This is a genomic window from Pseudoduganella sp. jia 12 (assembly GCF_055502675.1).
This window is the reverse complement of record NZ_JBUXKP010000014.1, coordinates 145103-158052: the sequence shown is the minus strand read 5'-3', so window position 1 is coordinate 158052 and position 12950 is coordinate 145103. Positions and strand designations below refer to the sequence as shown.

The window sequence follows — 12950 nt, the reverse complement described above, 5'->3', positions numbered from 1 at the left end:
ACAAGTTGAGTGGGGAACCGGAGTGATCGACGTGGCACTACTAGGCATTATTCGACGCTGGCACATTCGTGACCAGGTCCCCCTTAGAGAGATCGCCAGACGCTTAGGCATCTCAAGAAACACTGTCCGGCGCTACCTGCGCGAGGAAATCACCGAGCCGGCCTACACCGAGCGGCGCTCGCGCAGCGCAATCGACAAATACTCGATTCAACTTTCAGCCATGCTCAAGACCGAGGCAGCACGATCTAGAAAGCAGCGGCGTACGCTAAAGCAGATCCATGAGGACCTGAAGGAATTGGGATTTGAGGGTTCTTACGACAGGGTTGCAGCGTTCGCGCGGGTGTGGAGGGAGGGTCAAACTGAGCGGGTCAATCCATCAAGCAAACGAACAGGATGCTTTCCCCATCCACATTTAAGTGGTCCGGCATTAACTTGGGAGGGAAGTCATACAGAGATGGCGCATACTTCAACTCCTTGGCGAAACATGCCGCAAACATATATCGATGCAGATCCGATCGCATGTGACTACGTGTTTCGTGTTGGAGCACTCCACCTAGCCTTTCGTCCAGATACCACGAGCGCAATTCTTCGGGCATCGCCGGATCAGGGCACACCGTAAACGGAATAAAGCCTGCGCCGGTCGACGTTAAAGACCGCGCCATCTCAGCCGATTGGGTCATAATTTCTTCAATTCTTTTACGCATCGGCGATCGCCATAAATGCAGTGTTGAAGACGATTTTCTAACTACGCTGAGCCACGCCTCTTGAGAATCCTTTTCTTTGGAAAGTCGACTGCGAAGAGGCGGCAGTCCAGATAAAGCCACTGCAACTGATACTTTTGCGTTGGCCTTCTTGAGCACGAATCGTTGCGGCCTTTGGGCTAGCGCGGGCGTTGCGCTAATCACATCCGAACGAATTCCAAACAAAATCACGCGATGACGGCTTTGCGGAATGCCATATCCGTCCGCTTCAATCACATAATCATTGGGGTTCAACTCATCACCGCCGACAACCAGCGAACGAATCTCATACCTAAGCCCATCCTTAGGAGCCGAGAGGTCGCGCAAAATACGTTCAAAAATCTTCGAGCCGCCGTGCTTTGAACTTAGCATGCCCTTGACATTTTCCATCACAAAGACTGATGGCTTGAATTCTTGTATTATACGAAGGTATTCGGTATATAAGAAATGTCTTTTGTCGCTCTCAAAGGCTTCCGGATCTTTCCCCCGCAAGCGAGAACGCCCTGCGGTAGAATAAGCTTGGCAAGGTGGACCACCAATCAATACCCAGTTTGTGCTCCCTCCAATACCTTCCCTAATCCACGCATCTATGGTTTCATGGGGTGTTGCGCCGAGCTCGGCGCAGCGCGCCTCGCCCGCCGCTTCCTCAGCCGCAACCAAAATATCAGGGCGGCTGAGAAATTCGTCTCGATTGATATCGCCACGAACATATTCGTAATAACTGGCAGGAGCATGCCCCTTGGGGAATTTCCTGAATAAGGCTCGCAGCATCAACGTGCGATGCGCAACAGGGTCCTTTTCGATGGAAACCTTGACATTAAATCTTGGCTGACCATTCTCATCCACAATTGAGGAAAATCCCTCACAAAGGCCTCCTGGGCCAGCAAACAAATCAATTACCGGGATTGCTCTACGCTCTGCCATTCCATTCTTCTTTATATCATCCGCTCAAACCTTGCGGCTTCCATAGCCGAAAAGCACGCTGCTCAGCAGTACATGAGCGGAACAACTCAACAAGATTTTACTCTCTTGCATGCAGGAAAGGATGACTTCGCGTCGAAATCCTTTGGAAGAAGACATGCCAACTTGGTCCTCACGCCTGCAGATCGGCAACTGCAGGGGCAATTCACACAATGCAGCCATTCGTTAGCTGATGTGGCTTGCCACATCTCAAGTTCAGGCAGCTCGTAAGATGCTGGGGCTCCCTCTGACCAGCTGATCGAGAGGATGAGTACTGTGTTAACATACAGTGGATGATATCTCAATGATTGAGACCAAACAAGAAAAAGCGGGGCGTCAACGGTGTCCGTCAACTTATCTTTCGCGTCATCTCACGCAATTTGCTTAGTTGTTCAGGCCGAGCCGGCTTCGATTCGATGGCGCCCATGGCGATTGTTAATAAAGACTCCGCCAGAGTTCGCGTTAGCAAGGAGCTGAGGGCGGCCAATGCTTGGATGCAGTGAGTACTGGGAGAGTGAAGGGCAAACAGTTAACGCGAGGATCAGTACTGCGTCTCGGTCCCATGAGGCCTACTTCCAGCTTGCTCCGATACTCGTTTGTCTCGCGCATATTTGCCGTTCAACTCCCGGCCGTCAACGGCGTCACCGTCACCTCCACATCCAGCACCTGCCCCCCACCCCCCAACACAATCCCCCGCATGGGCGTCACATCACTGAAATCCCGTCCCCACCCGAGAGTGATGTGCTCATGCCCTACGAGGCATCGATTGGTAGGGTCAAAATCCACCCACCCCCGCTCCGGGCAAAACACCGAAACCCAGGCATGCGAAGCATCCGCCCCCACCAACCTTGGCTTCCCCTCCGGCGGATGCGTGAGGATGTATCCGCTAACGTAACGAGCCGGCAACCCGAGGCTGCGCAAGCAGCCGATCATGAGCTGAGCAAAATCCTGACAAACCCCACGCCTTCCCCGCAGCACCTGCTCCAAAGGCGTCGAAATCTCCGTCGCCCTGGCATCAAACTCGAAGTCCTCAAAGATCCGGTGAGTCAGCTCCAGCGCCGCATCCAACTGCGGCCGGCAAGGCGTATAGCTGACCCGCGCATAGGCTTCTAATTCCGGGAACATATACACATGCGGCGACCCATACAGATACCGGCAAGCCTCCAGGGTAGCGGGACTCTTCTCCTTGGTCATCATGTCCCGCGTCCCCTCCCAGGGCAAGGTGCCGGCAATCTCCGCCAGCACAGGCCGCGCAGATAAAGCAACAGTCGACTCGGCATGCACCAGCAAACTGTCATGCGGCACGGTCAGCGAAACATGCCGCGTACAGTTCCCAAAATAGTCGGTGCCATCGCGGGCATCGTCCACCGAACGATCCACCCAGATCTGATGCGACTCGGTCTGCTGGAAAGCAAACGACCGTGGCGTCAGATGCAGGTACTGCTGCGACAAGGTCACCGTGCTCTGATACCGATACCGCGTCTCATGCACCACCCGATACCGAGCGCAAACCTCGGCCGGAGAAAACAAAGAACTCATGATCTCCGGCTCCTCTGCTGCCCATCCGTATAACTGAAGAACTGCACACTGATCTGCTCCGACAAGGCCGCACTGGCAACCTGGATGCGCTTCAGCAGCTCGGTCAACCGCGCATTGCCATAATTGAGATCGGCATCCGGCTCGAGCGTCAGAACTTCCTCCCGCAACGGCGCCAGCAGTTCCACGCCGCAGGCCCCATGCGTCAGCGCAATTTTCCGTAAAGCACCGAGGATGCCATCCATCTGGAACAGGATCGAGCGCGGGTTGGTGCCGTCGCGCAGCAGCAGGTCGAGCACCGGCAGCCACTCGGGCTGGGCGCGGTAGCGTGAGCGGTAGGTAATGATGCTGTCCGACAGTTCGAGCAGCCATTCCAGGTTGCCGTTTTCATCCATCGCCAGCGCGCGCTGCAGCACCACGCTCTGGAACTGCAGCCGTTCCAGGCGGCGGCCGATCGACATGAAGCGCCAGCCGAGGTCGCGCGTCATGCCGTCGAGGGCGAAGCCGGCGAGTGTCATCAGCGCGGAGGCGGCATCGTCGAGGATCGTCATCGCTTCCGATTGCGACGGGCGCTCGCCGGGCGGGGTGGCGGGTTGCGCCATGCGGTTCAGCGCGCGCCAGTTGTCAATCGAGAAGCGCTCGTGCAACTGGCCAGCGAGGCGCACCAGTTGCTGCTGCTGGCGGGCCAGGCCGGGCACGTTGGGCGACACGACCGCGAGCAGCAGGGCCGACTCCAGTTCGGCATCGGTGAAGATGGCAACCGCCTGGCTCTGGCTTTGCGATTGACCACCCTGGCCGGAAGTCTGGCTTTGCATCTGCACCGCCTGTCCGGCCACCGGCCGTTTTTCGCCATCGATCAGCTGAAAATAGATGCACAGCGCCTCGACGGTCGGCCATTCCGCGCCGCGCTGGTCGAAGCGCACGTTGAACAGGAAGTTCAGGGCCACGCGCAGCAGGCGGGCGATGTTGTCGCAGCGTTCCGCATAGCGGCCGAACCACAGCAGGTTTTCCGCCACGCGGCTCGACAGGTTGCTGTCCTCACGCACGAGGTCCGCGCCGGTGATGCTGCGCTGTTGCAGGCGCGGCACCGCCACCCGGGCGCGTGCCTGCACCCATGTGTCCTTGCTGGCGCCGCCCATCTTCATCGTCAGCACCCTCGCATCGGGGCCGGTGGCCACGCGGGTCAGGCCGCCCGGCATCACCACATAACCGCTCGGCGTGGCGCAGGCGAATACGCGCAGGCCGATAGCGCGTGGTTGCAGGCCGGGCTCCGAGCCGCCTTTCCAGACCGGCGCGCGCGATAGCTGCACCACTTCCTGGGCGATGTAGTTGTTGGGATTGGCGCGCAGTTTGGCGATAAGAGCTTCGCGCGCATCGCCCGTCAGATCCTGGCCGAATACAGTGGTCGGCGGCAGCTGGGAAAAGCTCGGCTTGATGACGAGCCGGTCCAGCTTGCCGATCACCGCTTCCAGCGCGGCCGGTTCGCCGCACCACCATGTGGCCACCGATGGCATCTTGAGCGGTTCGCCCAGCAGCCGGCGGGAGAGGGCGGGCAGGAAGCCGAGCAGGGCGCCAGATTCGAGCAGGCTCGAACCCAGGCTGTTCGCCACCAGCACATTGCCGCGACGGACCGCCTGCGTGAGCCCTGCCACGCCCAGCATGGAGCTGCGCAGTTCAAGCGGGTCGCACGCTTCGTCGTCCACGCGGCGGATGATCACGTGCACCCGGTGCAGGCCCGCCAATGTTTTCAGGTAGACCACGCCGTCGCGCACGGTGAGGTCGCTGCCTTCCACCAGCGGCAGGCCGAGATGGCGGGCAAGATAGGCCTGCTCGTAGTAGCTCTCCGTGCGCGGGCCGGGCGTGAGCAGCACGATCAGCGGCATCTCGCCTTCGCGCAGCGGGGCCGGGGAATCGCCCTTGGCCGCGCACAGGCGGCCCCAGTGCACCAGGCTGTCGTGCATGGTGCGGAAGAAGCCGGACAGCGGCTGCACCTTCAGTTCGCGCAGCAGGTCGGGGAAGGTGGGCGAGATGATGGCGCGGTTTTCCAGCGCATAGCCGGCGCCCGATGGCGCCTGCGTGCGGTCGGCCAGTACCCACCAGCGGCCGTCCGGCGCCCTTGCCAGGTCCACCGCGTAGAAGTGCAGGGCGATGTCGTCGTGGTGGCCCATGCCGTGGCACGGGCGCAGGAAGCCGGCGTGGCCGTGCACCAGTGCCGGTGGCAGCAGGCCTTCGCGCAGCATGTCCTGCGGGCCGTAGACGTCGCCCAGGATCTTGTTGAGGAGGCGGGCGCGCTGGATCACCGCCGCCTCGATGCCGCTCCATTCCTCGTGCGGCAGGATCAGCGGCAGCACGTTCAGGTCCCACGGGCGCTGCATGCCGTCGGCGTCGGCGCGCACGTTGTAGGTCACGCCGTTTTCGCGCACCTGCCGCTGCACCATTTCATGGCGCTGGCGCATCATGTCGGGCGGTTCGTGCTCCAGGCTGTCGAGCATGGCGCGCCAGTGCGCGCGCGGCACGCCGGCCGCGTCGAGCATTTCATCGAAACCGGCGGGCGCGGCGAGGTAGGACTCAAGGAGATTATTGGACATGTCGCACGGCAGCTATACTTTCCATAAGGAACTTAAACAGTAAATCAATCCGGCTGCCAGCGCAAATCCAGTGTCATCGGGAAGCTCGGATTCCGTTCCTCTTTTCGCACAGTCATGGGGCCCGGGGTGTGGCCGTGCGGCCAGAACCTGGCGAAGCGTCGTGCTTCCGCGGCATTGGCGTTGACCGGCGAACCCGTTTCGTTGCGCCCGCCCGGATGCACCACGTGATACGTGCAGCCGCCGATCGCGCGGTTGCTCCACGTATCGACGAGGTCGAAGGTGAGCGGCGCCTGCACGCGGATGGTCGGATGCAGCGCCGACCATGGGCTCCACGCGCGGAAGCGCACGCCCGCCACATACTCGCCCGGAACGCCGGTAGGGTGCAAAGGCAGCATGCGCCCGTTGCAGGCGATCACGTGGCGGCCGTTCGTCAGCCCGCGCACCAGCAGCTGCATGCGCTCCACGGACGAATCCACATAGCGCGCGGTGCCGCCGGCGCTCACTTCCTCGCCCAGCACGTTCCATGGCTCGATCGCCTGGCGCAGTTCCATTTCCACGCCTTCGTAGACCACGGTGCCGAAACGGGGGAAGCGGAATTCGATGAAGGGCTCGAACCAGTGGTCCTCGAATTCGTAGCCGTGGGCGCGCAGGTCGCGGGCCACGTCGCGGATATCCTGCGCGACGAAGTGCGGCAGCATCCAGCGGTCGTGCAGCGCCACGCCCCAGTTCACGAGTTTCGCCTGATAGGGCTGGCGCCAGAAGCGCGCCACCAGGGCGCGCAGGAGCAGCATCTGCAAAAGGCTCATGCGCTCGTGCGGCGGCATTTCGAAGGCGCGGAATTCCACCAGGCCCAGGCGGCCGGTGGGGCCATCCGGCGAGTACAGCTTGTCGATGGAGAATTCGGAACGGTGCGTGTTGCCTGTCAGGTCCACCAGCAGGTTGCGCAGCAGGCGGTCGACGATCCACGGCTTGTCGCCTTCGTGCAGCGTGGGCAGCACCTGGTCCATCTGCTGGAACGCGATCGCCAGTTCATACAGGTTGTCGTCGCGCGCTTCGTCCACGCGCGGCGCCTGGCTCGTCGGCCCGATGAACGTGCCCGAGAACAGGTACGACAGGGCGGGGTGGTTCTGCCAGTAAGTGATCAGGCTTTTCAGCAGGTCGGGACGGCGCAGCATCGGGCTGTCTTCGGCCGTGGCGCCGCCCAGCGTGGCGTGGTTGCCGCCGCCGGTGCCCGTGTGGCGGCCGTCGAGCATGAATTTCTCGGTGCCCAGGCGCGTCAGGCGCGCTTCCTGGTACAGGGTCGACACGTTGTAGACCAGCTCATTCCAGCTGGCCGCCGGGTGGATGTTCACCTCGATCACGCCAGGGTCGGGCGTCACGCTGAGCAGCTTGATGCGCGGGTCGCGCGGCGGCGCATAGCCTTCGATGCGCAGCTTCATCGCCAGCTTGGCCGCCGTGCGTTCGACGGCGGTCACCAGCGCCAGGTAATCCTCGATGCGTTTCACGGGCGGCATGAACACATACAGGCGGCCGGCGCGCACTTCCACGCACAGCGCCGTGTGGATCACGTCGCGCGGTGCCGGCTCGGCAGGTTGCAGCGGCCGGATCGGTTCGACGACGGGCCTGCGCGGCTTGTCCGTTGTTTTGTCAGGAGAAGTCTTGCCCGCGGCCAGTCCGAGGATCGGCCGCTTTTCCTTTTCCTTCTTGCGTTCTTCCACCGGCAGCGCGCCGCGCGGCGCGAATGGGTCGACATCGTATTCGGTGTCGCGTTCTTCCGGCATCACCCACGGCAGCGTGGCCAGCGGCAGGCGCAGGCCGATCGGCGAATCGCCTTCGATCAGGTACAGGTGCTCGCGCCGGATCGGCCACGGCGACGTTTGCCAGACGGTGCCGATCGTGGCCGGATCGTAATCCTTGGGCTTCAGCGGCAGCACGTAGCCGGCCACCTCGCCCAGGCCGCGTTCGAGCAGCCGGGCCAGCCGGCGGCGTTCTTCCGGCGCGGCGAGGTCGGCATCCAGCGGGTCGAGGTTGTGCGGCAGCGCCTCTTCGCGGCGGGCCTGCACCAGCACGTCCTCGTAGGCGGGGATGGCGCTGCTGGCGGGCAGGGCGAGGGACTTCACCAGTTCGGCGGTGAAGCGGCCGGCATCGGCGGGGCCATAGCCATCGTCGATGTGTTCATCGGAGAACAGCGAGGCGTCGAGCCACATCGGCTGGCCGTCGATACGCCAGTAGATATTGAGCGCCCAGCGCGGTAGCGGTTCGCCCGGATACCACTTGCCCTGGCCGTAGTGCAGCATGCCGCCCGGTGCAAAGTGGTTCTTCAGGCGGTGCATCAGGTTGCCCGCCAGTTCGCGCTTTTTATCGCCGTGGGCCTGGGTGTTCCATTCTGGGCCGTCCATGTCGTCGATCGACACGAACGTGGGTTCGCCGCCCTGGGTCAGGCGCACGTCCTGGCTTTTCAGGTCGGCATCCACCTGCTGGCCGAGGCGGTCGATCTTGTGCCAGTCCGCTTCCGAGTACGGCTTCGTCACGCGCGGGTCTTCGTGGATGCGCGTGACCGTCATCTCGTGGAAGAACGTGACCTCGGCCTTGTCCGTGTAGCCCGATACCGGCGCGGCGGACGACGGCAGCGCCGTGCAGGCCAGCGGGATGTGGCCTTCGCTGGCCAGCATGCCGGACGTGGGGTCGAGGCCGATCCAGCCGGCGCCGGGCACGTAGACTTCGGTCCACGCGTGCAGGTCCGTGAAGTCCACGTCGGTGCCGCTGGGGCCATCGAGCGCTTCCTGGTCGGCGCGCAGCTGGATCAGGTAGCCGGACACGAACCTTGCCGCCAGCCCCATCTCGCGCAGGATCTGCACGAGCAGCCAGCCCGTGTCGCGGCACGAGCCGGAACGCTTCTGCAGCGTTTCATCGGGCGCCTGCACACCGGGTTCCATGCGCAGCAGGTAGGCGATGTCGCGCTGCAGGCGCTGGTTGACGGCCACCAGGAAATCGTTGGTGCCCATCGGGTGCGCCAGCAGGTCGCGCCGCGCCGCCGCCACCCATTCCAGCACCATCGGGCTGGCGGGCTCCGTTGGCAGGTAGGCGCTCAGTTCGGCCGTCAGCTGCGGCGGGTAGGCGAACGGGAAGGTCTCCGCGTATTTCTCGACGAAGAAGTCGAACGGATTAATGACCGTCATGTCAGCCACCAGGTCGACCGTGAACTCCAGCGTGTCCGATTTTTCGGGGAACACAAAGCGGCCGATGTAGTTGCCGTACGGGTCCTGCTGCCAGTTGATGAAGTGTTCCTGCGGCGTGACCGTCAGCGAGTACGACAGGATCGGGGTGCGGGCATGCGGTGCGGGGCGCAGGCGCACCTCGTGCGGCGACAGGCCCACGGGGCGGTCATAGCGGTAACTGGTCTTGTGGTGCAGCGCGATACGGATAGCCATGCGGAACTGCCTTTCGAAATGGGCGCGGTATATGAGGTGATGAAGCATGATTCGTACCTGCAATAAATGCAATCGAATTAGGGCTGGAGGAATCGTTGGCAGTGGCGTGCTGGTGTCGGACACCGGCTTCATGGTGTCGGGCACCGGTTTTTGGTGCGGGTATCGGGGAACGCCAGCGAAAACCGGTGTCGGAAGGAGTGATGGCATGCATGCCATCACCGCTTGGCAGGCGCGAAGCAAGCTTCGCGAAATCCCTGCCAAGCCACCGAAAAAGCCGGTGTCCGACACCAGGAACGCATGCTGCGGTGGTGCCATCGAGCCCTGGCACGTTTCTTGTTAGCACTTAAGCTACGAGGAGGAATTCGATGCCGAACTTTTACGACGAAATGTATTCCACCGAAGCCACCGTGCGCCCGCACTACCACGCGTTCGCGGACTGGCTGGCGCAGCAGCCGGCCGGCCTGATCGAGCAGAAGCGGCTGGAGGCTGAGCTCATCTTCCAGCGCGTGGGCATCACGTTCGCCGTGTATGGCGACACGGCCGGCAAGGAGCGGCTGATCCCGTTCGATATCATCCCGCGCGTGATCCACGCCGCCGAATGGGCGCAGCTGCAGGCGGGGCTGGTGCAGCGGGTCACGGCGCTGAACCGCTTCCTGCACGACGTGTACCACGGCCAGGAGATCCTCAAGGCGGGCATCGTCCCGGCCGAGCAGGTCTTGAACAATGCCCAGTACCGGCCGGCCATGCAGGGCGTGGACGTGCCGGCCAATATCTATGCGCACATCGCCGGTGTCGACATCGTGCGGGCCGGCGAGGGCGAGTTCTATGTGCTGGAAGATAACCTGCGGGTGCCGTCCGGCGTTTCCTACATGCTGGAAAACCGCAAGATGATGATGCGGCTGTTCCCCGCGCTGTTCGCCAGCAACCAGGTGGCGCCGGTCGACCATTACCCCGACCTGCTGCTCGATAACCTGCGCACCGTGGCGCCGCACGATAGCGCCAGCCCCACCGTGGTCGTGCTCACGCCCGGCCAGCACAATTCGGCCTACTTCGAGCATGCGTTCCTGGCCCAGCAGATGGGCGTGTCGCTGGTGCAGGGGCAGGACCTGTTCGTGAAGAACGAGACCGTGTACATGCGCACCACGCGCGGCGCGCGGCAGGTGGATGTGATCTACCGCCGCATCGACGACGACTACCTCGATCCGCGCGCGTTCCGCGCCGAGTCGCAGCTGGGCGTGCCCGGCCTGCTCGACGCGGTGCGCGCCGGCCGGGTGGGGCTGGCCAATGCCATCGGCACGGGCGTGGCCGACGACAAGTCGATCTACCCGTTCGTGCCCGACATGATCGAGTTCTATCTCGGCGAAAAGCCGATCCTCAACAACGTGCCCACGTACCAGTGCAGGAAAGAGAAAGACCTCCAGTACACGCTGGCGAACCTGCCCGAGCTGGTGGTGAAGGAAGTGCACGGTGCCGGCGGCTACGGCATGCTGGTCGGCCCGGCGTCGACGCACGCCGAGATCGAGGCTTTCCGCGAGCGCCTGGTGGCCAACCCGGCGGGCTACATCGCCCAGCCCACGCTGGCGCTGTCGGCCTGCCCGACCTATGTGGAATCGGGCATCGCGCCGCGCCACATCGACCTGCGCCCGTTCGTTTTGTCGGGCAAGACGGTGACGATGGTGCCGGGCGGGCTCACGCGCGTGGCGCTGCAGGAGGGCTCGCTGGTGGTGAATTCGTCGCAGGGCGGCGGCACCAAGGATACGTGGATACTGGAGAACTAATATGCTGAGCCGCACCGCAGATCACCTGTTCTGGATGGCCCGGCATACCGAACGGGCGGAAAACACGGCCCGCATGCTCGACGTGCGCGTGCAGTATTCGCTGATGCCGCAATCGGCGCTCGCCGCCCAGCAGGGCTGGCGCACGATGCTCGGCGTGTCGGAGCTGGAACGGCAGTTCGATGCCAAGTACGGCGCACTCACGCAGAAGGAAGTCATCGACTTCATGGTGCGCGATCCGGACAATCCCTCGTCGATCGCCAGCTGCCTGGCGGGCGCGCGCGAGAATGCGCGGGCCGTGCGCGGCACCCTGCCCACGGAAGTGTGGGAGACGGAAAACACCACGTGGATCGAGCTGCAGCAGCACCTGCGCAACCGCACGTTCGAGCACCAGCCCGGCCAGTTCCTGGAATGGGTCAAGCACCGCTCGCACCTGTCGCGCGGCGTCACGCTCGGCACCATGTACCAGGATGGCGCGTTCAACTTCATCCGCCTCGGCACGTTCCTGGAGCGGGCCGACAACACGGCGCGCATCCTCGACGTGAAATTCCGCTTCCTCGATGCCGACGCGATCAAGGCGGGCCCCCAGGGCGAGTTTTACTACCTGGCGGCGCTGCTGCGCTCCGTGTCCGCGTTCGAGACCTACCGCAAGGTGTATCGCGACGCCATCACGCCGGCGCGCGTGGCCGCGCTGCTGATCCTGGAAGAAAAGATGCCGCGCTCGCTGGTGGCCTGCATGGCCGCCGTGGTAGCGAACCTGCGGGAGATCCGCAACGACGTGTCGCACGATACCGAGCAGCTGGCCGAAACACTGTACGACCAGCTGCGCCATGCCGCGATCGACGACATCCTGGACCAGGGACTGCACGATTTCCTGACAATCTTCCTGGCGTCGATCGAACAGGTGGGCAACGGCATCAGCAGCGATTTCCTCGTGCCGGCGGTAATGGAAGACGACGCGTGATGGCCGGTTACCGCATAATCACCCACCTTCGCACGCACCATCGCACGCACCAATATATGACGCACCGCACCAAGATGATAATTTTTGCAACACCATGCACCACATCGGCACCGAAATGGTGCGTTCATGCCTGACACCGAAAGCAGACCCGCCATGTTGCTGCGCACCCGTTGCAACCTGAGTTTCATCGTCGCCGAGTCCACGCCGTTCATCCTGATGCTGCGCCCGCGCAGCGACGCACGGCAATGGGTGGCGCACCAGAGCTATAACCTGGCACCCGGCGTGCCGGCGGCGGAATTCACGGATGCCTACGGCAACCTGTGCCAGCGCCTGGTCGCGCCGCCCGGCCCATTCTCGATCTACACCTCGGCCGACGTGATGACCCCCGCCACGATCGACGTGGCGCCCGGCGCCCCGTTCACCGAGGTGCAGCACCTGCCGGATGACGTGCTGACGTACCTGGTGCCCAGCCGCTACTGCGAATCCGAGCTGTTCAACGAAATGGCCAGCGCGATCGTCGCCGGCGCCGCACCGGGGTACGACCAGGTGGCCTGCATCACCGACTGGATCCGCCGCGAGGTGCGCTTCAACCCGGCGTCACCCTACAGCCACATGGCGGCGACGGACGTCAACGAGCGGCGCGAAGGTGTGTGCCGCGACCTGGCGCACCTGGGCATCGCCCTGTGCCGCAGCCTCTCCATCCCGGCCCGCATCGTGGCCGGCTACCTGCACGGCCTGGTGCCGATGGACCTGCACGCGTGGTTCGAGGCTTACGTTGGCGGGCGCTGGTACACGTTCGATCCCACGCAGGACGCCCCGCGCGGCGGCCGCGTGACGGTGGCCAAGGGGCATGATGCCGCGAACGTGGCGATCTTCAGCCAGTTCGGGCCGCCGCTGGTGGGCAACGACATGCAGGTGACGGTGGAACTGCTGGACGGCGCGCCCTGAGGCGCGTC

The 12950-nt window shown here is 63.3% G+C and carries 7 protein-coding genes and 1 pseudogene; 4 read left to right on the top strand and 4 right to left on the bottom strand.

Annotated elements, in window-relative coordinates:
* Nucleotides 1-22: 22 nt before the first annotated feature.
* Nucleotides 23-364, top strand: a pseudogene (locus ACY65G_RS26705) (helix-turn-helix domain-containing protein); the annotation flags it as partial.
* Between the two features lie 4 nt (nucleotides 365-368).
* On the opposite strand, the gene ACY65G_RS26700 reads toward ACY65G_RS26705, so the two are convergent.
* The 4 genes from ACY65G_RS26700 to ACY65G_RS26685 form a co-directional block, all read right to left on the bottom strand.
* The gene (locus tag ACY65G_RS26700) at nucleotides 369-1664 is read right to left on the bottom strand and encodes a DNA cytosine methyltransferase (protein WP_465000311.1); all 1296 of its coding nucleotides are present in this window, start codon (nucleotides 1662-1664) and stop codon (nucleotides 369-371) included.
* Nucleotides 1665-2318: 654 nt separating this feature from the next.
* Nucleotides 2319-3239, bottom strand: a complete 921-nt coding sequence (locus tag ACY65G_RS26695) for a transglutaminase family protein (RefSeq protein WP_465000310.1) — start codon at nucleotides 3237-3239, stop codon at nucleotides 2319-2321.
* On the bottom strand, nucleotides 3236-5824 hold the full coding sequence (locus tag ACY65G_RS26690; protein ID WP_465000309.1) for a circularly permuted type 2 ATP-grasp protein: 2589 nt from the start codon (nucleotides 5822-5824) through the stop codon (nucleotides 3236-3238). Before ACY65G_RS26690 ends, ACY65G_RS26695 begins: the two co-directional genes overlap by 4 nt.
* Before the next feature lie 44 nt (nucleotides 5825-5868).
* Nucleotides 5869-9255, bottom strand: coding sequence for a transglutaminase family protein (locus ACY65G_RS26685; protein WP_465000308.1), 3387 nt, complete (start codon nucleotides 9253-9255; stop codon nucleotides 5869-5871).
* Between the two features lie 365 nt (nucleotides 9256-9620).
* Here ACY65G_RS26685 and ACY65G_RS26680 point away from each other — a divergent pair, with 365 nt between their 5' ends.
* From ACY65G_RS26680 to ACY65G_RS26670, 3 genes are all read left to right on the top strand, one after another.
* Nucleotides 9621-11033: a circularly permuted type 2 ATP-grasp protein gene (locus ACY65G_RS26680; RefSeq protein ID WP_465000307.1), complete on the top strand. Its 1413-nt coding sequence runs from the start codon at nucleotides 9621-9623 to the stop codon at nucleotides 11031-11033.
* Nucleotide 11034: 1 nt separating this feature from the next.
* Complete coding sequence (locus ACY65G_RS26675) at nucleotides 11035-11994, top strand: alpha-E domain-containing protein (RefSeq protein WP_465000306.1); 960 nt, start codon at nucleotides 11035-11037, stop codon at nucleotides 11992-11994.
* A gap of 153 nt (nucleotides 11995-12147) precedes the next feature.
* Nucleotides 12148-12942, top strand: coding sequence for a transglutaminase domain-containing protein (locus tag ACY65G_RS26670; RefSeq protein ID WP_465000305.1), 795 nt, complete (start codon nucleotides 12148-12150; stop codon nucleotides 12940-12942).
* Nucleotides 12943-12950 lie beyond the last annotated feature (8 nt).